The organism is Achromobacter sp. DMS1 (assembly GCF_001270295.1).
On record NZ_LHSJ01000018.1, the window covers coordinates 1 to 22,050 of the forward strand.

A 22,050-nucleotide genomic window follows, 5' to 3' on the forward strand; every position below is an offset into this window, starting at 1 on the left:
AACTGCGCGGCGAGCCCGGCCGGACCGCGCCTGCCGGCGACCCCCGAGGCCCAGGCGCAGGCCGAGCGCAGCCGGCACGGCCTGCCGGTTCCCGATGCGCTGTGGAAAGACATGGGCGCGTGGGGCGCCCGGCTCAATGTGCGTCTTCCGGAGCGCCTGGCGCAGCGCTGACCGGCTCCGTCCTGCCGAACCGCAGCGCGAACTGCCGCGTGAACACCGCCCCGAAAAAGAAAATCTGCGCCGAATAGTAGATCCACAGCAGCAGCGCGATCAGCGACCCCGCCGCTCCGTAGGCCGACACGGCCGCGCCCCGGCTCAGGTACAGGCCGATGGCCCACTTGCCCACCAGGAAAAGCGCCGCCGTCACCACCGACCCCGGTATCACGTCGCGCCAGGAAATCGTCGCGCTGGGCAGGAGCTTATAGATCACCGCAAACAGCGCCACCACGATGCAGAACGAAAACGCCGACGACAGCCATTGCGCCGCCATCGCCAGCTGCGAGGCCGCCCAGAGATCGCCGTAGTACTTGCTCGCGGCCCCCAGCGCCGCATTCGCCGACAGCGAAATCAGCAGGAACACCGCCAGCACCAGCACCAGCCCGAACGACAGCATCCGGCTGCGCACCATGCCGTGCAGCCCGCCCCGCGCATTGGCCGAGGCGTCCCACAGATCATCCAGGCTTGCCTTCAGCTCCGCGAACGCCGTGGTCGCGCTGAAAATCAGCACGAAAATCGAGATCAGCGCCGCGATCCAGCCCTTGCCCGACTCATGCGCGCTGGCCAGCACCGTCTGTATCACCTCCGCCCCGCGCTCGCCCGTCAGGTCGCGCAACTGCGCGAACAGCTCCGATCGCACCGCGTCTTCGCCAAAAAACGCGCCCGCCACCGCGATCACCAGGATCAGCATCGGCGCCAGAGAGAACACCATGTACAGCGCCAGCGCCGCGCCCTTGCTCGACGCGCGATGGGCGGACCATTGCTTGGCGGAATCCATCAGCAGCCCCCAGATCTCGGAGGGGCGCAGCGCACGCAGCAGGTGGGAGGGCAGACGCATGGAACAGGCTCGCAGACTGGAAGCCTTCATTGTAGGGACGCATGCTTGCGCCCGACACTGTCAGATTGTTGGAAAACGTACGCGCGGCGCCCCGGGGCCGGCCGCGGTCTTGTCCGCGCAAAAAAGAAAACCCCCGGGGGCGAAGGACCCGGGGGTTCTCAGGATTTGCTCGGCCCGGGCAAGCCCGGGCCTGGCAGGGCCGTGACGGCGGGACTTAGAAGTCCATGCCGCCCATGCCGCCCATGCCGCCGGGCATGGCCGGGGCAGCGGGCTTGTCTTCGGCCAGTTCGACTACGGCGGCCTCGGCCGTCAGCAGCAGGCTGGCCACGGACGCGGCGTTCTGCAGGGCGGTGCGGGTCACCTTGGTGGGATCCAGCACGCCTTGCTCGACCAGGTCGGTGTACTCGCCGGTCGCGGCGTTGTAACCGTAGTTGCCCTTGCCGTTCAGCACGTTGTTCACCACCACGCTGGCTTCTTCGCCGGCGTTGGTGACGATGGTGCGCAGCGGCTCTTCCACGGCGCGCAGGATCAGCTTGATGCCGGCGTTCTGGTCGGCCGTTTCGCCCTTCAGGTCGGCGATGGCCTGCTTGGCGCGCAGCAGCGCAACGCCGCCGCCAGCCACCACGCCTTCTTCCACCGCAGCGCGGGTCGCGTGCAGGGCGTCTTCGACGCGGGCCTTCTTTTCCTTCATTTCGACTTCGGTGGCAGCGCCCACGCGGATCACGGCAACACCGCCGGCCAGCTTGGCCACGCGCTCTTGCAGCTTCTCGCGGTCGTAGTCGGACGTGGCTTCCTCGATCTGCACGCGGATCTGCTTCACGCGGGCTTCGATCGACTTGCTGTCGCCGGCGCCGTCGATGATCGTGGTGTTTTCCTTGCCCACTTCGATGCGCTTGGCCTGGCCCAGATCCTGCAGCGTGGCCTTTTCAAGCGACATGCCGGTTTCTTCCGAGATCACCGTGCCGCCCGTCAGGATGGCGATGTCTTCCAGCATGGCCTTGCGGCGGTCGCCGAAGCCCGGAGCCTTGACGGCGGTGGTCTTCAGGATGCCGCGGATGTTGTTCACCACCAGGGTGGCCAGGGCTTCGCCCTCGACGTCTTCGGCGATGATCAGCAGCGGACGGCTCGACTTGGCCACTTGCTCCAGCACCGGCAGCAGGTCGCGGATGTTGCTGATCTTCTTGTCGAAGATCAGGACGTACGGATCGTCCAGCGCGGCGACTTGCTTGTCGGGGTTGTTGATGAAGTAGGGCGACAGGTAGCCGCGGTCGAACTGCATGCCTTCCACGACGTCCAGCTCGTTTTCGAGCGACTTGCCGTCTTCGACGGTGATGACGCCTTCCTTGCCGACCTTGTCCATCGCGTCAGCGATGATCTGGCCGATGGAGCTGTCGCTGTTGGCCGAGATGGAGCCGACCTGGGCGATTTCCTTGCTGGTCGTGACCGGCTTGGACTGCTTCTTCAGTTGCTCGACGGCGGCGGCCACGGCCTTGTCGATGCCGCGCTTCAGGTCGATGGGGTTGAAACCGGCGGCAACGTACTTCAGGCCTTCCTGAACGATGGCCTGGGCCAGCACGGTGGCGGTGGTGGTGCCGTCGCCGGCGTTATCGGAGGTCTTGGAGGCAACGTCCTTGACCAGTTGCGCGCCGATGTTCTCGAACTTGTCCTTCAGTTCGATCTCCTTGGCCACGGACACGCCGTCCTTGGTCACGGTCGGGGCGCCGAACGAGCGCTCCAGCACGACGTTGCGGCCCTTGGGGCCCAGGGTGGTCTTGACAGCGTTGGCGAGGACATTCACGCCACGGACGATGCGCACGCGGGCGTCGTCGCCGAACAGTACTTGCTTGGCAGCCATTGTTAGCTTCCTTCCTAGATTCTTCGGTTAGGCAGTATTACTGGATCACGGCGAGGATTTCGTCCTCGCGGATGACGAGCAGTTCTTCGCCATCGACCTTGACGGACTGGCCGGCGTACTTGCCGAACAGCACCTTGTCGCCCGCCTTCAGGTCGACCGGCAGCACCTTGCCGTCTTCGGTCTTCTTGCCCGGGCCGACGGCGATGACTTCGCCTTGGTCCGGCTTCTCAGCGGCGCTGTCAGGGATGACGATGCCCGAGGCAGTCTTGCGCTCGTTGTCCAGGCGTTTGACGATCACGCGATCGTGCAGGGGACGCAGGGCCATGGGGGAACTCCTGTATCTATAGAAGATGTTGATCAGTTCGGTTAGCCCCGGCGAAGCGTTGTTAGCACTCGCCGGTGTCGAGTGCTAATTATAGGGATGAGTTCCGAGGGTTCAAGGGGTGGGATGGGGTTGTTACATTTTGATAAGAATGGAGGGCCTGAGCAGTTCCGTCAAGTGGATCTCCGGCAGACTTCACTCGAGGGATTCTTGGCATTTTGGCGCGCATCCTATGTGATGGGGCAAGCCTGGTGGGATACCCAATGCATCTGGCGCCTCACCGACCGGCTCTGATGCCTCGCCTGCTCAGATTTATCTGGCCCGGGGATGCCCACGAAGGTGTACTGTTCCCGTCTGGAGAGCTTGGTTTGCGAGGCGACCCTGCGCGCGCCGGTTCGACACGCACCTCCGAGAGGGTAGAGCAAATGGCGAGATTCATACTGGTGCCGGGCGGCTGGCACGGGGGCTGGGCTTTCGATGCCGTCGGCGAGGCGCTGTCGGGCGAAGGCCACGACGTGCAGGCGCTCACGCTGTCGGGGCTGGGCGACGAACCGGCGGCGGGCGTTAACCTCGACCGGCACATCGATGAAGCGGTGCAGGCGATACGCGGAGGCGATGCGCCCGCCATTCTGGTCGGGCATTCATACGGGGGCATGGTCGTCACGGGCGCGGCGGACAAGGAGCCGTCGCGCCTGAAGGCGCTGGTGTACGCCGATGCCTACGTACCGGATGACGGCGCGTCGGTCTGGTCGCTCACCACCCGCAATTACCGGGACCGCTTTATTGCGGGCGTGGCCGCCGACGGTCTGAACTGCGCGCCCGCGGCGCACCTCGACAGGCGGTGTCGTCCTCATCCCATCGCCACTTTTCTGCAGGCGATCAGGTTGACGGGCGATTGGCGCAAGGTCCGCAGCAAGGCTTTCATCGCCGCGTTCGGATGGGAGGGAAGCCCGTTCATTGAGCAGTACGAACGCCTGCGGCAGGACCCCGAATGGGCCACGTATCGCCTGGATTGCGCGCACGATATTCCAAGGCTGGCGCCCGAGGCTTGCGCGAGGATTCTGCTGGAGTACGCGTAGGGCGCACCGGCCTGCGGGCTGTTCGCCAATGCCGCAGGACTGCCTGGTTTCCCTGTCGCGGCGAACATTAATTCAATAAACGTTGTATTATCGAATCATGAATGAAGATCAGGCTGTCTTCGCGCTGGGGGCCCTGGCTCATGCCCAACGGCTGCGGGTCTTCCGCGCCCTGGTCGTGGCGGGCCCGGCCGGCCGGACGCCCAGCGACCTTGCCGATGAGCTGGGCGTCGCTCGCAATACGCTGTCGTTTCACCTGAAAGCGCTGTCGCATGCCGGCCTGGTTTCGGTGGAGCAGCAAGGCCGCAACCTGATTTACCGCGCCGACTTTTCCCGGATGAACGGATTGCTTGGCTATCTGACCGAGTATTGCTGCCAGGGCGAGCCTTGCGAAGTGTCTGCTCCCGGGAGTTGCGCGTCGTGTTGATGTGCCTGTCCATACAGGCCGTCCCAGCCGGAGACGGCCCGCCTGCCGCCAGGAGCGCCGATGTTGCACTCTCCCTATAACGTGCTGTTTCTCTGCACGGGCAATTCCGCCCGTTCCATTCTTGCCGAAGGCCTGCTCAATGGCCTGGGCCGCGTGCGCTTCCGGGCGTACTCCGCGGGCAGCGCTCCCAGGGGCGAGGTTCATCCGCTCGCCCTGGCCACGCTGCAGTCCTACGCCCTGCCCACCGACGGCTATCGGAGCAAGAGCTGGGACGAGTTCGCGGCTCCCGGCGCGCCGAAGATGGATTTCATCATCACGGTCTGCGACCACGCGGCCGGCGAAACCTGTCCCGTCTGGCCCGGCCACCCGATGACGGCGCATTGGGGCATTCCCGACCCCGCTGCCGTCGAAGGAGACGAAGACGAGCGCCGGAAGGCATTCCACGACACGGCGCGCGCGCTCAAGCGGCGTATCGGGCTTTTTGCGCGCCTGCCGTTCGAGCGCCTGGATGCGCTGTCGATGCAGGCCGAATTGGGCGGCATTGGCCGGATGGCGGGAGCAGCCTGATGTCGTTGCGCTGTGACACGGCGCCCGCTCCGGGGCCGCGCGCCGGCATGGGCGTCTTCGAACGCTACCTGTCGCTGTGGGTATTTTTCTGCATCGTGCTCGGGGTCGTCCTGGGTCGGCTCATGCCCGCGGTTTTCCAGGCGATAGGGCGCCTCGAAGTCGCGCAGGTCAATTTGCCCGTCGGAGCCCTGATCTGGGTGATGATCGTTCCCATGCTTCTGAAGGTGGATTTCGGGGCGCTGGGCCAGGTCCGGCAACACTGGCGCGGCATGGGCGTGACCCTGTTCATCAACTGGGCGGTGAAGCCGTTTTCGATGGCGTTCCTGGGCTGGCTGTTCGTGCGCCAGGTGTTCGCACCATGGCTGCCGGCCAGCGAGTTGGACAGCTACGTCGCCGGACTGATCCTGCTGGCCGCGGCGCCCTGCACGGCCATGGTTTTCGTGTGGAGCAGGCTTACTGGCGGCGATCCGGTCTTTACGCTGTCTCAGGTGGCGCTGAACGACCTGATCATGGTGTTCGCCTTCGCGCCCATCGTGGGCCTGCTGTTGGGCCTCTCGTCCATTACCGTGCCCTGGGATACGCTGCTCGTGTCCGTGGGGCTGTACATCGTCGTCCCGGTCATTCTCGCCCAGCTGTGGCGCCGCTCGCTGCTGCGCCGCGGGCAGGCGGCCTTCGAGGCCGCTCTGGCGCGCATCGGGCCTTTTTCCATGGCTGCGCTGCTGTCGACGCTGGTGCTGCTGTTCGCGTTCCAGGGCGCGGCCATCATCCGCCAGCCGCTGGTGATCGCCATGCTGGCGATGCCTATCCTGGTCCAGGTCTTCTTCAACGCCGGGCTTGCCTATTGGCTCAACCGCCGGGCGGGAGAGCGGCACAGCGTTGCGTGTCCGTCCGCACTGATCGGGGCGTCCAACTTCTTCGAGCTGGCCGTCGCGGCCGCGATCAGCCTGTTCGGGTTCCGCTCGGGCGCCGCGCTGGCCACCGTGGTCGGCGTGCTGGTCGAGGTGCCGGCGATGCTGCTGGTCGTGCACCTGGTCAACCGGAGCAAACGCTGGTACGAGGCGGGCGCCGGCCGGAAGTGAGGGGGGCGGGCGGCGGCTTGCAGCGTATGCTCACACCGCGAATTCCGGCCGGGGGCCGTCGGTGCGCGGCAGGCCCATGATCTCCCTCGCCTCGGCCGGGGTGGCCGGCTCCATGTCCAGCTCGCGGATGATGCGCACGATGCGTTCGGTGAGCTGCACGTTGCTGGCCAGCTCGCCGTGGCGGTAGTAGAGGTTGTCTTCCAGCCCGACGCGGGCGTGGCCGCCCAGCAGCAGCGCGCTGATGTTCGCCTCGAGCTGCGACGGGCCGATGCCGCTGACGCAGAAGACGCTGTTCCTGGGCAGCAGGTCGACCATCATTTGCAGATGGCGCGGCGAGAAGGGCATGGCGTTCTGGAAGTTGCGGTGCACGTTCATGACCAGGTTGATGAAGGGCGGCCCGTCGTCCAGGCCCTCGTTGATGAGGGTGGTGGCGTCCTGGATGATGTGGGTGGGGCTGAACACCTCCCATTCGGGCTTGATGCCGCGCGCCTTCATGCCGGCGGCGAGTTCGCGCGCCTTGCTGAGCGGCGTGTTCATCAGGTATTCGCGGTCGCCGAAGGCCAGGTTCAGCGTGGTGGCGTCGAGCGTGCACATCTCGGCGCCCGCGTCCATGCCTTTGAGCCGTTCTTCCCACAAGATCTCCCAGGTGCCGGGCGAGGTTTCTTTCACCATGTCGCCGTGCACGCCGCCGCCGGTGGAGTTGTTGAGCACAATGTCGCAGCGATCGCGGATAAGCCGGTTCATTTCGCGGTAGATCGACGCGTCGCAGGTGGCCTGGTCGTCGGGCCGGCGCGCGTGCAGGGCGGCCACGCTGGCGCCCGCGTTGTAGCAGCGGTAGACGTCTTCGGCGATTTCGGCGGGCTGGGTGGGAAGGCGGGGGTTCTGGCTCTTGAATGCCATGCCCCCGGTCGGGGCGATGGTGACGATTACTTTGCGTTTTGCCATGGGGGGCTCTCTCGGGTGTGTGTCGGGCGGGACCGCGCGGGGGCGGGCGCGCGGGTGCTGCTCATTTCCACAGCGCGCAGCGGCTCTCGGCCTTTTTCGTGAAGGCTTCGTTGCCGTCGATGGTCTGCACGACGTTGAAATAGTCCCAGGGTTCCTTGGACTGGCCGGGCGTCTTGACCTGCAGCAGGTACATGTCATGCACGACCCGGCCGTCGGGGCGCACCACGCCGTCCTTGAGATAGATGTCGTTCAGCTTGTTGGCGCGCAGGTACGCGAGCACCTGCTCGGCGTCGTCGGTGCCGGTGGCCTTGACGGCGCGCAGGTATTGCAGCGTCGCGGAGTAGTCGGCGGCCTGCAGCGAGGAAGGCATGGCCTTGTGCCGTTTGTAGAACTCGCGGCTCCAGGCGCGGGCGTCGTCCGAGCCGTTCCAGTACCAGCTATCCGTGAGGTACATGCCCTGCGCCGTCGGCAGCCCCAGGGCGTGGATGTCGTTGATGAACATGATCAGGCCGGCCAGCTTCATGGTCTGCGTGACGCCGAACTCGTTGGCTGCCTTGATCGCGTTGGTGGCGTCGGCGCCGGCGTTCGCCAGGGCCAGGATTTCGGCCTTGCTGCCTTGCGCCTGGAGCAGGAACGAGGAGAAGTCGCTCGCCGACAGCGGATGGCTGACCGAGCCCAGCACGGCGCCGCCCGCGGCCTGGACCACGCGGGTCGTGTCGGCCTGCAGGGCGTGGCCGAAGGCATAGTCCGCGGTCAGGAAGTACCAGGTCTTGCCGCCCGTCTTGACCACGGCGCCGCCGGTGCCGCGCGCCTGGGCGACGGTGTCGTAGGCGTAGTTCAGGGTATAGGGCGTGCACTGCTCGTTGGTGAGCGCCGGGGCGCCGGCGCCGACCACGATGATGGGCTTCTTCTTCTCGGCGGCCACGCGCGACATGGCGAGCGCCGCGCTGGAGTTCGTGCCGCCGATCAGCATGTCCAGGCCCTTCTGGTCGAACCATTCCCGCGCCTTGGCCGACGCGATGTCGGCCTTGTTCTGGTGGTCCGCGGTGAGCAGCTCGATTTTCCTGCCGTCGATCGCGCCGCCCATCTCCTCGATGGCCATCCTGATGGCTTCCACGCCGCCGGGGCCGTCCGGGCCCGAGTACACGCCCGACAGGTCGGTGATGAACCCGATCCGGATGACGTCGTCCGAAACCTGAGCATGGGCAACGCCAGGCCCTGCGGACAGGGCGGCGCAGCAGACTGCGGCGGCGGACATCGCGCGCGACATTGACAACATTCCTGTCTCCTCTTATGTTTTTTGGCCCGACGGGCTTCCTTATTCTGTGGCCGGGTCTGTCGCGCAGACAGTCACCATGGTGACAAAGAACCCTAGGGTTTACCTGGGCCAGGCCACGTGGCCGGCGATGAGGAAGCGATGCGCATGGCGTCTGCGGACACGGGGGAGCAACCATTGAGCGCGCGGCAGCGGCAGGCGCAAAACGCGGTGGACACGATGCTGGGCGTCGTGCCCTGGTACAACGGCCTGCCGGACGCGGAGCGCGCGGAAATCCGCGCCGCGCTCCGCATGGTGTCGCTCAGGGCGGGCGAGTACCTGTTTCGCGCGGGCGAGCGCTCGCCCGGCTGGTACGGCGTGGTGGATGGGCTCGTGAAATGGTCGTCGCGCGGGGCCGACGGCAAGACGCTGTCGCTCGCGGGCTTCAGCACGGGAAGCTGGTTCGGCGAGGCCACCATGATCCGGGGCGCGCGTTTCGAGTACGAGGTCGTGGCCTTGCGGCCGAGCCGCGTGGTGATACTGCCGCGCGACACCTGCGAGCGGCTGTGGAACAACAACATCGCGTTCACCAAGACCTTGATGGAACATCTGGCGCAGCGGGTGGACTGGCTGATGGCGAGCTACACCGGCAATGTGCTGCTGGACGTGGACACCATGGTGGCGCGCGCCGTGGCGGCGCAGCTCGCGGCGCAATCGCATTCGGACACCAGCGGGCGCCTGCGGATGTCCCAGGAGGAAATCGCCAGCCTGTGCGGCGTGTCGCGCCAGCGCTGCAATGCGGCATTGATGCGGCTGGCCCGTGCCGGCGTGTTGCGCACGCACTATGGCGGCCTCACCGTTCTCGACCGTGACGCGCTGCACCGACAGGCGGAGATCGAGCGCAAATCCGTGGAATAGGGGGCGGACGCACGCGCCCGGACCGCGGGACCGCACGGCCCATGCGCCTGCTGCGCGGCATTTCGACAGTACACTTTTCCACAGGCTGGGCCGCTCCGCGGCGGCGCAAGCCGGGCAGGAGGAGGATCGGCGCCCGGCCCGCATTCGGGCCGATCATGGGCGATCTTCGCGGCATTGGCCGCGCATGCTGCGCAATGATGCGCGAATCGCGTCACAAGGGGTAGTTGCCATGTCTATCCATTTCGATCTCACGGATATGCAGTTGTTCATCAACATAGGCGATTCCTCCAGCCTGACGCGCGGCGCGGAGAAGTCGCACCTGTCCGCGCCCGCGGCGAGCATACGGATCAAGAATCTGGAAGACGCCTTCGGCACCCGGCTGCTCTACCGCACGCACCAGGGGGTAACGCTGACCCCAGCGGGCGAGGCGCTGAAGCGGCACGCCCACGCCATGATGGCCCAGGCCGAGCGCGTGCACACCGACATGCAGCAGTTCGAGCGCGGTGCGCGGGGGCTGATCCGGATAATGGGCAACACCACTTCCATGGCCGATGTGATGCCCGCCGTGCTCGGGCGCTTTCTACCGCTGCATCCGGACGTGGACATCGAGGTGCGCGAGCGGCTGAGCCACCAGATCGTCAAGGCGATCGCGGAAGGGGCGGCGGACCTGGGCGTGGTGGGAGGACGTCCGCCCTGCGAAAACCTGCAATTCCTGCCGTGCCGCGAGGACAACCTGGCGCTCATCGTGCCGCATGGCCATCCCCTGGACGGCCGCGCGGAGGTGGCGTTTTCCGACACGCTGGACTACTGCTATGTCGGACTGTCGGAATGGAGCGCGATCCATTCCTTTCTGGTGCATACCGCGGCCAGCGTGGGCAGGCCGTTCAGGTTCCGCGCCGAGGTGGGAAATTTCGACAGTGTTTGCCGGCTGGTGGAGGCCAACGTGGGTATCGGCGTCATAGCGCGGTCGGTGGCCGACGCCAGCGCCCTTACCCGGAAGATCTCGGTGATCCGGCTCTCGGACGGCTGGGCGGCCCGCAGGCTCAACGTCTGCATGCGCAGCCTGGACGAGCTTGAGCCGTTCGCGCGGGAACTGGTCGATATGTTCGTCGAGGAATCCGCCGGCGGCCAGCGGCGCGGGCAGCCCCGCGCGGGCGGCGTCAATCCAGCCCCAGGTCTGCGCGCACGCGGGGCAGGAACTCCATCATGGCCACCTGGAGCAGGAACTGGGCGCCCTGGATCATGATGAAATTGAAGCCGGCGTCGTGCAGCCGCTTTACGCGCTGGCGCATTTCGTCCAGCGTGTAGGCGTAGCTGGTGTTGGCGCCCAGCATGATGCCGCGTTCGCGCGCTTTCCTCACCGCCTTGTCCACCATCCGCCACAGCTCGGGAGCGTCGAAGTTCGGTTTCTTGGCATTGCCGCCCAGCACCTTGCTCAGGTCGGTCATGGCGAAGAAGAACATTTTCAGGTCGGGCAGGTCCAGTATGTCGTCGAAGTCGTCGATGGCCCCCTGGCTTTCCATGTGAGGAATGATGTAGGTGGACGCGGCCATTTCGTCCGTGCGCGCGGCCCACTCGCTGCCGCTGAAAGGGTGCACCCACAAGGCGCGGCGATGCCAGTCTTTGGCGATCTCCAGGGCTTCGGCGATTTCCCGCAGGCCGGAGTGCGAAATCAGCACGTATTCCGCTCCAATGCCCTGGAGGCGCGAAAGGTCCACGCCGATGCGCGCGTCGTAGCCGTGCCAGGGGTTGGTATGCATGCGCACCACCGGCGTGATGCCCGACCCTTCGCAGGCGCGGATCATGTTCTGCACGTCGCGGAAGTCCATGCCGGTGAACATCATGTCGATCATGATCCAGTCCAGGCCCAGGTGCGCGCACAGTTCGACGGTTTCCGGGTCGTTGGCCCAGACGCCCAGCGCCGTGCGGCCGGACTGCATGGTTTCCATCAGAAGGTTTTTCGGTTTCATCGCACTTTCTCCATTGAATGATGCCCGCCACGCATGGGCGGCAGTAAACGGGAAACGGATCTCAGGCCGGCGTCAGGGGGCGCAGCGCGCGGGGCGCGGCGCGGCGGCGCAGAACCAGCTTGAGCGCGGCCATGAACGCCATGCCCACCGCCATCTGCAGCAGGGAATAGCTGGCCAGTCGGGAGAAGTCCCCCACGTTCCAGGCCTCGAAGGCCAGCACGGAGAACGTCCGGTTCTGGGCCGTGTAGAGCACTACCACCATGGACAGCTCGGTCATGAAGAAGCTGAACAGCAGCATCCAGGCCGCGATGATGCTGGGCAGGATCAGCGGCAGGGTGATGCGCGTGAAAGTGCGGATCGGCCCGTATCCGCAGATGCGCGCGCTTTCCTCCAGCTCTGGATGGACCTGGACCAGGCTGGCGGAGATGGAGCGCACGGCATAGGCGGTGAAGCGCCCCACGAAGGCCAGGATGATGATGAGCATGGTGCCGTAGACGGGCAGCGGCAGGCCGATCCACACCAGCATGAATCCCACGCCGAAGGCGATGCCCGGAACCGAGATCGGCAGCAGCACCAGGTATTCGAGCAGGTCGCGGCCGGGCAGGCGGGTGCGCACCACCGCCCAGGAGATGAGGATGCCCGCCACGGTGGCGGCCGTGGCCGAAAGCACGGAGATCGTCACGCTGTTGCGCAGGGTGAACCACACGTCGTCGGTGGACAGCGCGGCGAGCATGTTGGCCAGATCGTATTGGCCCGACCAGGTGTAGCGCGAGCACGCGGCCGCCACCAGGACGGCGATGGGCGCCAGGATCGTGCCCGCGACATAGAGCAGCGCCAGCCCGCTGGCCGGCCAGCGCCAGGCGCCCAGGCCCAGCAGGGCGGGCCGGTAGCCCTTGCCGCTCACGGTGACGTACGAGCGTCCCCGGAGGGCCGCGTGCTGCAGCCACGTGGCCAGGCTGGACAGCAACAGCAGGTAGATGGCCAGCACCGCCATCACGCCATAGGCCGGCGGCACCTCCTGGGAGCTGATCCAGATGCGCGAAGTCAGCATCAGGATCTGCCGCGCCCAGCCCAGCACGACCGGCGTGCCGAACAGCCCCAGCGCAATCGTGAAGGCCAGCGCGGCGCCCGACAGGATGGCGGGCGCCAGCAGCGGCGCCGTGATGCGGCGCGCCGTCTGCAGCCGCGTCAGGCCGCACACCTGGGCGGCCTCTTCCAGGCTGGGATCCATGCTGCGCAGGCTGGCGGCCACGATCATCATCACATAGGGCGCCAGGTACATTCCGATCACCAGCAGGATGCCGGTGAGACTGTAGACGTCGAGCGCGCCCGGCAGCCCGGCGGAGACGAGCAGGCGGTTCATGATGCCGCTGCGCGGCGCCGCCAGCAGCGACCAGGCCACCGCGCCGACAAAGGGCGGTATGAAGATGGGAAGCTGGCAGACCCACTCCAGCATGGCGCCGCCGGCCGCGTCGGTGCGCACGAACAGCCAGGCCAGCACGACGCCGATGGCGGTGGCGACCAGCGATGCGCCCAGCGACACCAGCAGCGTGTTCCACAGCGCGACCCAATAGACTTCGCCGCCCAGCACGGCCTCGAAATAGCGGCTGGTGAAGCGGATGCCGCCGCCGTCCAGATCGACCACCGAGCGGTACAGGATGGAGGCCAGGGGCGCGACGATCAGCGCGGTCACGAACACGCCTAGCAGCAGCGTGTACAGCAGCATGGGCAGCTTTTGCCGCAGCGCGCCGCCGGCGGCGGTCTGGAGCGATTCCGGGGACGGCGGGGTGGCGCGGGTCAGCATGGGCTACTCCCGCACGATCCCGATGTCGCCGGGGCGCACCGCCAGCCCAATCTGCTCGCCCGGCTGGCGCAGTTCGCCGTCCAGCTGCACGGCGAGCATGCTGCCGGCATCGGTCGCGACGCGGTACTCGGTGCGGTCGCCGACGAAACTCGCCTGCTCGATGCGGCCGCGCAGCACGTCCGGCCCGTCGGCGTCCACGATGCGCCATTTTTCCGGCCGGATGCACAGCCGCGCGCCTTCGGCGGGCCGCTCGCGCAGCCCGGTGCGCAGCACGGCGCCGCCGGGCAGCACCACTTCGGAGGCGTCGCCGGCGCTCCTCCAGTCGAATTCCCCGATCAGGTTCGCGCGCCCCAGGAACTCGGCGGCATAGCCGCTGGCGGGATGGTCATACACGTCCTTGGGCGCGCCCTTCTGCACCACGCTGCCGTTGCGATACAGGTAAAGCGTATCGGCAAGAGACATGGCCTCTTCCTGGTCGTGCGTGACGAACAGGATGGTGCGGCCCAGCCGCTTCTGCAGGTCGCGGATCTCCGAGCGCATGGCCACGCGCAGCCGGGCGTCCAGGTTGCTGAGCGGCTCGTCCATCAGGATCACCGGCGATTCGGACACGATGCAGCGGGCCAGCGCGACGCGTTGCTGCTGTCCGCCCGAGAGCTGCGTCGCGTTGCGCGCCGCATAGGCGTCCAGGCCCACCAGTTCCAGCGTGGCCGTAACCGCCTGGCGGATGCGCCGCCGGTCGACGCCTGCCGCGCGCAAAGGCAGGCCGACGTTGTCGAACACGGTCATGTGCGGCCAGATGGCATACGACTGGAACATCATCGAGACGTTGCGCCGCTCCGGGGCTACCCATACGGCGGGCCTTTCCTGATAGACCGTGCGGCCGTCGATCTGGATGCGGCCGCCCGAAGGGCGCTCCAGGCCGGCGATGCAGCGCAGCGTGGTGGTCTTGCCGCAGCCGCTGGGCCCGAGCAGCACCGAGATGCGCGCCTGGTCGAAGGTTTCGGTCACGCCCTGCAGAACGCGGCTGGGCCCGAACGCCTTTTCCAGGCCCTGGAGGACGATGGACATGAGTAGGGATTGCCTGGGAACGGGGGCTGGGCTATTGGATGCCGGTGGCGCGCTTCCACATGCCGATGAGCTTTTCCTGGTCGCGCAGCGCCGCGGCGATGTCCAGCGGAAGCGTCTTCACCGACGCCAGCTCAGGCATGCCGCGCGGCGGGGCGGAACCGTTGCGCAGCGCATATTCGTTGGCCTTCTGCACGATGTCCTGGACGTCGCTCATCATGAAATCCACGAACAGCCGGGCCGCGGCCGGGTGCGGCGCATCCTTGAGCACCGCCACCGAGAACGGCGTGGCCACCGTGCCGGATTTCGGCACGATGAACTCCAGCGGCGCGCCCTTGGCGACCGCGCCGCTGTAGTGGTTGTTGACCACGTAGAACATCAGCGGCCGTTCGCCCGACAGCAGCTTGGAAAGACCCGCCGGCGTGGTCGGCGTCAGCTCCGCTCCGGACTGGACCAGGCCCCGGTAGATGGACATGGTCTTTTCTTCGCCGAAGTTCTGGTACAGCGCGGCGAGCAGCGAGAACGCGGCCGACGAGGTGCGCGGATCGTAGAACGTGATGAGGTTTTTCCAGTCGGGACGGGGATTGGCGAAGTCGAACCAGTCCTGCGGCGGCTGCACGCCGTCCAGATAGCTCTTGTTGGTGGCGATGCCGAGAATGAGTTCCTTGACCCGCTGGAAGTCCTTGCCTTCCGGCGCCGCGGACGCCGGGAAGTTCTTCAGTTCGGGAGAACGATAGGGCGCGAGCAGCCTTTCGTCCTGCATGCGGGTCAACACGTCTTCCAGCGAGAAGAAGACGTCGGCGGCCTGCTTGCGCGCGCCCCGCTCGGTGACGTGGCGGTTATAGATCTGCCAGCAACCCGCCAGGTAGGAACTGACCTGGATGCCGGGATAGCGCTTCTTGAACGCTTCCAGGTAGACCGGCGTCTGGGGCGGATCGCAGCCGTACACCACCAGGCTGCCTTCCTTTCTGGCGGCGGCTTCGAGCTCAGGGTCCGCCGCCCGGGCGGACTGGCCGCCGGTCAGGGACAGCCATGCCAGCAACAGCGGCAACAACAGGGCGCGCACGCCCTTGTTCGACAGGAACGCAACCATGGCTTTCTCCGGCATCTGTCGAGAACCGTCGCGCTGTCTCGACGCGGCCCCAGTATGGTCGAAGCCGGTTGCGCCCGGAATTTGAAATAGCGGAACGCGGCGTTAGCGGGGCGCTAATTTCGGATTCATGGAGGGGGCTCGCGGCGCTTGATGCGGGCCGTCGCATTTGGATGGCCCGGAGCCGTGAAATTGTGTGTCCAGGGCGGCCGCGCGAGGCCCGGCGGGATGCCGCTGCGAGGCGGCGCCCATATGCGTCACGTCATACCGCGGCGCGGCCAGCGCGGCCAGCGGATGTCCGGCTGGGCGGAACGGCTCAAACGCGACGAAGCACGATTGCGCGCTATCTGGGCTCGCTCTGCCTGGGTGGAGTAAAAGCTGTCGCGGCGTCGAGGCACGATGGGAGTCGCCCCGGCGTCGTCATCGGCGCAATGCCCGCGCCGGTTCTCCCATCAGTTCCACCAGCAACCCATACATGGACTGCGCGGCGGGCGAAAGCGTTTGCCCGGGCCGGGTGAGCAGGCCCACCGTCCGGGCAATGACCGGCCGGTGCAGGCGCACGAATGCGAGCCTGTGCTTGCGTGCGGGCCGGGCCAGCATGGGCAGGATGGTGACGCCCAGGCCGGCCCGCACGCTGGCGATCAGGGAGGCGCGGTTGGTGACGACCATGCCGGGGTCGGCGATCCAGGGCGGAATGTCGGGATGGCGCAGCGCCTCGAAAGTGGCGTTGCCGATCAGCCGTTCTCCTTGCAGCGCTTCCCAGTCCACCGGCTGCGGCAGCCTGGCCAGGCGGTGCGAGGCGGGGCAGATGATGCCGAACTCATCGAGCGCCAGGGGGCGGAACTCCAGCCGCGGGTCGTCGGCCAGCAGGCCGGCGATGCCGATGTCGGCTTCGCCGCTCAGCACCATCTGGCGCACGGCCTGCGAAGGGATGTCGACGGCGCGCAGGCGCACGCGCGGCCATTGGCGCGCGTAGCGGGAGAGGATGTCGGGCAACCACTCGTCGGCCAGCGAGGGCATCACCGCCAGGGCCACCGAGCCTTGCCGGGCCTGGGCGAGTTCGCTGGCTTCCAGGCGGACGCGGTCGTGCACGGCCAGCAGCTCGCGGAACAGCGGCAGCAGGCTCAGGCCGAGCGGCGTGGGCAGCGCGCGCTTGCCGGGTTCGAACAGGGGGGCGCCGACCTGCCGCTCCAGATCGTCCATGGCGGCCGACACTGCGCCCTGGGACCGGAACGTGGCGCGGGCCGCCGCCAGAAAGCTGCCGCTGTCCACGGCGGCCACGAACTGGCGGAGGTGCTGGATCTTGAAGGGCTCCATGGCGAAACTCGCGGCTTAATTTGGATTTTCTGAATTTTATTTTCATTAATTTGATTTGCCAAAACTTCCCGGCCCCCCGACCATAACGCTGCAACCAAGGGAGGCCACATGGCACTGGAAGTACGCAAAGTCGTTTCCTACATCGAGGAGACGCGCATCGAAGGCGGCAAGGAGGCGGCCCGGCCCTTGCTGATGATCCTGAGCGCCGCCGTGGTGAAGAATCCGTGGGCGGGCAAGCCGTTCACCGAAGACCTGCGCCCGGAGATCCTGCGCATCGCGCCGCCGCTGGGCGAGCTGCTGGTCGGGGAAATTCTGCGCCACGCGGGTTCGGGCGAGCGCGTCGAGGGCTATGGCAAGGCCGCCGTGGTGGGCGCGGACGGAGAGGTGGAGCATGCGTCGGCGCTGATCCACACGCTGCGTTTCGGCAACAAGTACCGGAATGCGGTGGGCGGCACCAGCTACCTGAGTTTCACGAATTCGCGCGGCCCCATGGGCTGCCCGATCGTGGTGCCGATGATGCACAAGAATGACGAGGGCATGCGCTCGCATTACCTGACGGTGCAGACCACGATTGCCGATGCGCCTGCCGCGGGCGAGATCGTCGTGGCCCTGGGCGCGAGCGTGGGCGGGCGGCCGCATCACCGTATCGGCGACCGCTACCAGGACATGCAGGAACTGGGCGCGCAGCCCGGCGGGCAGGCATGAATCCGCTGAGCGGCGTGTCGCGCAGCGGCTCGGCGCGCCCGTGGTGCTGATTCACGGGGTGGGGCTGGATCGCGGCATGTGGGACGAGCTTGCGCTGGCGCTGGACGGCGTCTGCGAAGTGATCCGCTACGACATGCTGGGCCATGGCGCGACGCCGTTGCCGGACGGGCAGCCCGATCTGGACGCGTATGTGGCCCAGTTGGAAGCGGTGATAGACGGCCTGGGCCTGCAACGGCCTTGCGTGCTCGGCTATTCCATGGGCGGTCTGGTGGCGGGGCGCTTTGCGGCCCGGCATCCCGGCAAGCTGGGCAGGCTGGTGCTGATGAGCACGGTGTTCCGGCGCGATGCGGCGGAAATCCAGGCGGTGCAGGCCCGCTTGCGGCAGGCCGAGAGCGGCGACCGCGAGGCCGCGGCCGATGCCTCCGTCGAGCGCTGGTTTCGCCGGCGTTCCGCCAGGCGCGCCCCGGACGCGTGGCCGCTTTCAGGCGGCGCCTGCTGGACAACCGGCAGCCGGACTTCCTGGCGGCATACCGCCTGTTCGCCGCCGGCGGCGACGTCTTGCCGCAGGCCGCGCCCCGCATCGCGTGCCCGACGCTGGTGATGACCGGCGCGCAAGACCCGGGCTCCACGCCGCGCATGGCCGCGGAGCTGGCGACGGCCATTCCCCGCGCCATGCTGGACGTGGTGCCGGAGCAGAAGCACATGCTGCCGGTCGAGAACGCGCCGAGGGTGGCGGCGGCGCTCGAAGCTTTCCTGGACGGCAGGGCGGTCGGCCAGGCCGCCTGATCCCGTCCGCACGCATAAAGAAAGGAGACAACTCATGGAACGCAGACAAATGCTCGCGGCGCTCGGGGCCCTGGGCACGCTGGCCTGCCTGGGCGGGCTGCGCGCGCAGGCGGCCGCGGCGCCGCTGCACGTGATCGTGCCGTTTCCGCCGGGCGGCGGCACCGACGTGCTGGGCCGCGCGCTGGGCTTCAGCCTGGAGAAGCTGCTGGGCCGCACGGTCGTGGTGGAAAACAAGCCGGGCGCCAGCGGCATCGTGGGCGCGGAGTACGTGGCCAAGTCGGCGCCGGACGGCAATACGCTGCTGTTCTCGGGGCTGGTGCCGTCGGTCCGCTACTACAGCCGCCCGGTTTCGCAGATCGGCGCGGAGCTGAAGCCCGTGTGCATGATCGCGCGCTCGCCCTATCTCGTGGTGGTCAATCCCAAGGCACCCGCCCGGACGCTGCAGGAGCTGGTCCAATGGGCCGGACGCTCTCCGGGCGACCTGACTTTCGGGTCGCCGGGCAATGCCACGCCGCAGCACCTGGCCACCGAGCGGTTCCGCAGCCGGGCCGGCATCGACGTGCTGCACGTGCCGTATCGCGGCACCGGGCCCATGATGACCGATCTGCTGGGCGGGCAGATCCAGTTCGTTTTCGCCACGGTGGCGGCGGCCGAGCAGCATGTGCAGTCCGGCCGCCTGCGCGCGCTGGCGGTGACCAGCGCCGGGCGGCTCGACCGCCTGCCCGACGTGCCCACGGTGGGCGAGGCGGGTTTCCCGGGCTTCGAGGCCGAGATCGCGTTCGGCACCTATGTGGCCGCGGGTACGCCGGACGATGCGGTGGCCGCCTTGAACCGCGCCATCAACCAGGCGCTGACCGACGCCGGCGTGCGCGCCAGGCTGTTGGAGCAGGGGTTCGTGCCGGTCGGCGGCACGCCGGCGGACCTGGAAAAGCGCCTGGTGGCCGAGGTGCAGGCAATCTCCGAGCTGCTGCGGTCGGGCCGGGTCCGCATCGACGCCGCTTGAGGGGCGGCGGTTTCGATAGCGGGACGGCGCGCCGCCGCTGTCCCTATTTAGGCGCCCTCGTCATTGCGGGTTAACATTGCGCTTGCTCCGGGGTGCACGCCAGTGCTGAGATCCAGACCCGCGAACTTGACCCGGTTCATGCCGGCGTAAGAAGAGCATTGACCTCGACGAGGGGGCGCATGCCGGCGCCGCCGGCACGGGCGGGCTTCGGAGCTTCCAGGTACAGGAACACGAAAGCCCATGAACTACGCCGAACCGCCGGTCGCGGACATTCTCGAATTCATCGCCCAGGACGGCTGCACCGACGAGCAGTTCGACCGGCTCGCGCTGCGCCTGTTTGCGTATCAGTACGGCGCCAACGCCGCCTACCGCGGTTTCTGCCAGCGCCGCGGCGCCACGCTGCGCACGGTAAAGACGTGGAGCGACATCCCGCCGGTGCCCATCGACGCGTTCAAGGCGATGGAGCTGCGCTGCGAAGCGCCTTCGCCGGCGGAGCGCGTATTCATGACCAGCGGCACCACGCGCGCCGACACGCGGGGGCGGCACTTCCATCCGCGGCTGGACGTCTACGACCTTTCCATGACGCGCAACTTCGCGCGGCGCTTCATGCAGGGCGCGGAGCGCCTGCCGATGGGCATTCTTTTCCCCGATGAGATCGCCATGCCGAACTCTTCGCTGGCGCATTATCTGGCGCTGGCCAAATCCGGGTTCGGCGCGGCCGGCAGCCGATACTTCATGTCGCCGCAGGGCATCGACCTGGACGGCCTGTGGCAGGCGCTGGAGCAGGCCGAGCGGCAGGGCGAGCCTTATGCGCTGCTCGGGGCGAGCTACGGCTTCGTGCACGTGATCGACGCGATGCGCAGGCAAGGCCGCTCTTTCCGCCTGCCGCCGGGCAGCCGCATTCTCGATACGGGCGGCTACAAGGGGCAGTCGCGCGAGCTGCCGCTGGACGACTTCTACTCGTCGCTTTCCGAGCTGCTGGGCGTGCCGCGCGCGCTGTGCATCAACATGTACGGCATGACCGAGCTGAGCACCCAGTTCTACGACGACGGCAATGCCGTCGTGCCGTCGGTGAAGTCGGGGCCGCACTGGATACGGTCGCGCCTGGTGGACCCGGCCACGGGCCGCACGGTGCCGGCCGGCGAGCGCGGGATCCTGGCGCATTGCGACCTGGGCAACTTCAACTCGGTCAGCACCATCCTCACCGAGGACGTGGGCCAGCCGGCCGAGGGCGGGTTCCTGCTCCTGGGGCGGGCCGGGGGCGCGCAGGCCAAGGGCTGCTCGCTGGCGGTCGAAGAATTCATCCGGTCGGCCGCGCCATGAACACGCGCCGGGTCGAGGCGGGTTATCTGCCCGGGCTGGCCGCGGCCGAGGTCCAATGGCAGGCGCTGTCTTTCGAGCGGGACGGCGAACGGCTCGAGGTGGCCGTGCCGGTGCTGTCCGCGCCGCAGATGGAGGCCCTGGCCGCGCGCGTGCGGCGCGCGAGCGCGCAGCATCTGAAGACCATGACGGTGTCGGAGATCATCGCCGTGATCGACCGCGCCGTCGGCCGGCTGCTGGACCGCGACGATCCCTACCGCCGGCGGGCCGACGCGCTGCTGCCGTTCGTCAGCGGCTATGACGCCGAGATGGTCCGCCTGGGACTGACCGGCTTGCTCAAGACCTTTCGCGCGCCGCAGCTGCATCGTTTCGTGGCCGAGGATTTCCCCAACCCGAAGGTGCTGGACGGCTTCCAGCCCGCGGCCAAGGGCGGCGCGGTGCGCGCCTACGGTCCGGGGCTGCTGGCGCACAGTTGGGCCGGCAACGTGCCCGCGCTGGCGCTGTGGAGCCTGGTCTGCGGGCTGCTGGTCAAGGCCGGCAGCATTGGCAAGGTGCCCAGCGCCGAGCCGCTGTTCGCCGGCTGGTTCGCGCGGTTGCTGGCCGAGGCGCATCCGCCGCTGGCCGATTGCCTGGCAGTGGTGTGGTGGCGCGGCGCGGGCGGCGATGAAGCCGACGCGCTCTATGCGCAGGCGGACGCCGTGGTGGCCTATGGCGGCAACGAGGCGCTGCAGGCCATCCAGCGCCGCCTGCCGGTCACCACGCGCTTCCTCGCCCATGGCCACAAGCTGGGCTTCGGCGTGGTGAGCGCGGCGGCGCTGGACGCCGTGAACGCCCCGGCCGTGGCCCGGCGCGCCGCCTGGGACGTAATGCGCTACGACCAGCAGGGCTGCTACTCGCCGCACATGTTCTACGTGCAGCGCGGCGGCGCGGTGGCCCCGCGCGAATTTGCCGGCTACCTGGCCGGCGAGCTGGCCAACCTGCAGCGGCGCTATCCCCGCCGCGCGCTGGACCTGGAAGAGTCGGCGGCGCTCGCGAAATGGCGGCAGTCCATCGAATGGAAGGCGGCGGGAGCCGGCGACGCGCTGCTGGGCGATCCCGGCGCGGCGTGGACCGTGGTTTACGCCGACGCGCCGCAGGAGCTGGCGCCCACCGCGACGCAGCGCAGCATCGTCGTCGCGGCCATCGGCTCGCTGGACGAGGTGGCCGCCGCCGTGGCCGGCCGCGCCTTGGCCGGCCGCGCCTTGGCCGGCCGCGCCAGCTTTCTCCAAACGGCTGGGGTGGCGGCGGCGCCCGAGGAGCTGTACCGGCTCGCCGAACAGCTGGGCGCGGCGGGCGTTACCCGCATCAGCGCCCTGGGTGCCATGAGCGTACCCGAGGCGGGCTGGCATCATGATGGCCGCTTCAACCTGCTCGACCTGGTGCGCATGACCGAGATCGAGCAGTCGGCCGAAGCAGCGGCCGAGCCCTACGCGCCCTACGAGCCATGAGCCGA

At 67.8% G+C, this 22,050-nt stretch carries 22 protein-coding genes and 1 riboswitch; of the genes, 12 read left to right on the forward strand and 10 right to left on the reverse strand.

What is annotated here, in order from left to right; genetic code table 11:
- Positions 1-133: 133 nt before the first annotated feature.
- The 3 genes from AD428_RS03700 to groES form a co-directional block, all read right to left on the reverse strand.
- A complete protein-coding gene (locus AD428_RS03700; protein ID WP_053244224.1) occupies positions 134-1,054 on the reverse strand; it encodes a YihY/virulence factor BrkB family protein in 921 nt (306 codons plus the stop codon).
- Between the two features lie 214 nt (positions 1,055-1,268).
- Positions 1,269-2,909, reverse strand: coding sequence for a chaperonin GroEL (gene groL, locus AD428_RS03705; RefSeq protein WP_053244225.1), 1,641 nt, complete (start codon positions 2,907-2,909; stop codon positions 1,269-1,271).
- Between the two features lie 37 nt (positions 2,910-2,946).
- A complete protein-coding gene (gene groES / locus AD428_RS03710; protein ID WP_053244226.1) occupies positions 2,947-3,234 on the reverse strand; it encodes a co-chaperone GroES in 288 nt (95 codons plus the stop codon).
- 422 nt (positions 3,235-3,656) lie between these two features.
- On the opposite strand from groES, the gene AD428_RS03715 reads away from it, so the two are divergent.
- The 4 genes from AD428_RS03715 to arsB all read left to right on the forward strand — a co-directional run bounded on the left by AD428_RS03715 (position 3,657) and on the right by arsB (position 6,380).
- Entirely contained in the window at positions 3,657-4,310 is a 654-nt protein-coding gene (locus AD428_RS03715) for an alpha/beta fold hydrolase (RefSeq protein ID WP_053244227.1), read from the forward strand.
- Positions 4,311-4,407: 97 nt separating this feature from the next.
- On the forward strand, positions 4,408-4,734 hold the full coding sequence (locus tag AD428_RS03720) for an ArsR/SmtB family transcription factor (protein ID WP_053244228.1): 327 nt from the start codon (positions 4,408-4,410) through the stop codon (positions 4,732-4,734).
- A gap of 60 nt (positions 4,735-4,794) precedes the next feature.
- Positions 4,795-5,301, forward strand: a complete 507-nt coding sequence (locus tag AD428_RS03725) for an arsenate reductase ArsC (RefSeq protein ID WP_053244229.1) — start codon at positions 4,795-4,797, stop codon at positions 5,299-5,301.
- A complete protein-coding gene (gene arsB, locus AD428_RS03730; RefSeq protein ID WP_053244230.1) occupies positions 5,301-6,380 on the forward strand; it encodes an ACR3 family arsenite efflux transporter in 1,080 nt (359 codons plus the stop codon). The genes AD428_RS03725 and arsB overlap by 1 nt, the downstream gene beginning before the upstream one ends.
- A 30-nt stretch (positions 6,381-6,410) precedes the next feature.
- Here arsB and AD428_RS03735 read toward each other — a convergent pair whose 3' ends face one another.
- Together AD428_RS03735 and AD428_RS03740 are read right to left on the reverse strand one after the other, a co-directional pair.
- Positions 6,411-7,325 carry a 3-keto-5-aminohexanoate cleavage protein gene (locus tag AD428_RS03735; protein ID WP_053244231.1) on the reverse strand — a complete coding sequence of 305 codons (915 nt, stop codon included), beginning with the start codon at positions 7,323-7,325 and terminating at the stop codon, positions 6,411-6,413.
- Positions 7,326-7,386: 61 nt separating this feature from the next.
- Entirely contained in the window at positions 7,387-8,595 is a 1,209-nt protein-coding gene (locus tag AD428_RS03740) for an ABC transporter substrate-binding protein (protein ID WP_082308242.1), read from the reverse strand.
- Between the two features lie 183 nt (positions 8,596-8,778).
- Here AD428_RS03740 and AD428_RS03745 point away from each other — a divergent pair, with 183 nt between their 5' ends.
- Together AD428_RS03745 and AD428_RS24325 are read left to right on the forward strand one after the other, a co-directional pair.
- Complete coding sequence (locus AD428_RS03745) at positions 8,779-9,498, forward strand: Crp/Fnr family transcriptional regulator (RefSeq protein ID WP_235489025.1); 720 nt, start codon at positions 8,779-8,781, stop codon at positions 9,496-9,498.
- Between the two features lie 229 nt (positions 9,499-9,727).
- Positions 9,728-10,744, forward strand: a complete 1,017-nt coding sequence (locus AD428_RS24325) for a LysR substrate-binding domain-containing protein (RefSeq protein ID WP_082308243.1) — start codon at positions 9,728-9,730, stop codon at positions 10,742-10,744.
- On the opposite strand, the gene AD428_RS03760 is transcribed toward AD428_RS24325, so the two are convergent.
- From AD428_RS03760 to AD428_RS03780, 5 genes are all read right to left on the reverse strand, one after another.
- Positions 10,659-11,468 (reverse strand): aldolase/citrate lyase family protein, encoded by an 810-nt coding sequence (locus AD428_RS03760; protein WP_053244234.1) that lies wholly within the window; start codon positions 11,466-11,468, stop codon positions 10,659-10,661. The two genes, AD428_RS24325 and AD428_RS03760, sit on opposite strands and share 86 nt — an antisense overlap.
- 61 nt (positions 11,469-11,529) lie before the next feature.
- Positions 11,530-13,272 carry an ABC transporter permease gene (locus AD428_RS03765; RefSeq protein ID WP_082308244.1) on the reverse strand — a complete coding sequence of 581 codons (1,743 nt, stop codon included), beginning with the start codon at positions 13,270-13,272 and terminating at the stop codon, positions 11,530-11,532.
- Between the two features lie 3 nt (positions 13,273-13,275).
- Entirely contained in the window at positions 13,276-14,340 is a 1,065-nt protein-coding gene (locus tag AD428_RS03770) for an ABC transporter ATP-binding protein (RefSeq protein ID WP_053244235.1), read from the reverse strand.
- A gap of 31 nt (positions 14,341-14,371) precedes the next feature.
- Entirely contained in the window at positions 14,372-15,430 is a 1,059-nt protein-coding gene (locus AD428_RS03775; RefSeq protein ID WP_053244236.1) for an ABC transporter substrate-binding protein, read from the reverse strand.
- A gap of 417 nt (positions 15,431-15,847) precedes the next feature.
- Entirely contained in the window at positions 15,848-16,744 is an 897-nt protein-coding gene (locus AD428_RS03780; RefSeq protein ID WP_053244237.1) for a LysR family transcriptional regulator, read from the reverse strand.
- A gap of 108 nt (positions 16,745-16,852) precedes the next feature.
- Between AD428_RS03780 and AD428_RS03785 the strand changes: the two genes are divergently transcribed.
- From AD428_RS03785 to AD428_RS03805, 6 genes are all read left to right on the forward strand, one after another.
- On the forward strand, positions 16,853-17,449 hold the full coding sequence (locus tag AD428_RS03785; RefSeq protein ID WP_053244238.1) for an amino acid synthesis family protein: 597 nt from the start codon (positions 16,853-16,855) through the stop codon (positions 17,447-17,449).
- 40 nt (positions 17,450-17,489) lie between these two features.
- A complete protein-coding gene (locus tag AD428_RS26980) occupies positions 17,490-18,050 on the forward strand; it encodes an alpha/beta fold hydrolase (protein ID WP_200907986.1) in 561 nt (186 codons plus the stop codon).
- Positions 18,050-18,235 (forward strand): alpha/beta fold hydrolase, encoded by a 186-nt coding sequence (locus AD428_RS26985; RefSeq protein WP_200907987.1) that lies wholly within the window; start codon positions 18,050-18,052, stop codon positions 18,233-18,235. Before AD428_RS26980 ends, AD428_RS26985 begins: the two co-directional genes overlap by 1 nt.
- Positions 18,236-18,269: 34 nt before the next feature.
- A complete protein-coding gene (locus AD428_RS03795) occupies positions 18,270-19,238 on the forward strand; it encodes a Bug family tripartite tricarboxylate transporter substrate binding protein (RefSeq protein WP_053244239.1) in 969 nt (322 codons plus the stop codon).
- A 78-nt stretch (positions 19,239-19,316) separates the two neighbouring features.
- A riboswitch (TPP riboswitch) is annotated at positions 19,317-19,408 on the forward strand.
- Between the two features lie 70 nt (positions 19,409-19,478).
- The gene (locus tag AD428_RS03800) at positions 19,479-20,561 is read left to right on the forward strand and encodes a long-chain-fatty-acid--CoA ligase (RefSeq protein ID WP_053244240.1); all 1,083 of its coding nucleotides are present in this window, start codon (positions 19,479-19,481) and stop codon (positions 20,559-20,561) included.
- Positions 20,558-22,045, forward strand: coding sequence for an acyl-CoA reductase (locus AD428_RS03805; protein WP_053244241.1), 1,488 nt, complete (start codon positions 20,558-20,560; stop codon positions 22,043-22,045). Before AD428_RS03800 ends, AD428_RS03805 begins: the two co-directional genes overlap by 4 nt.
- Positions 22,046-22,050: the final 5 nt, after the last annotated feature.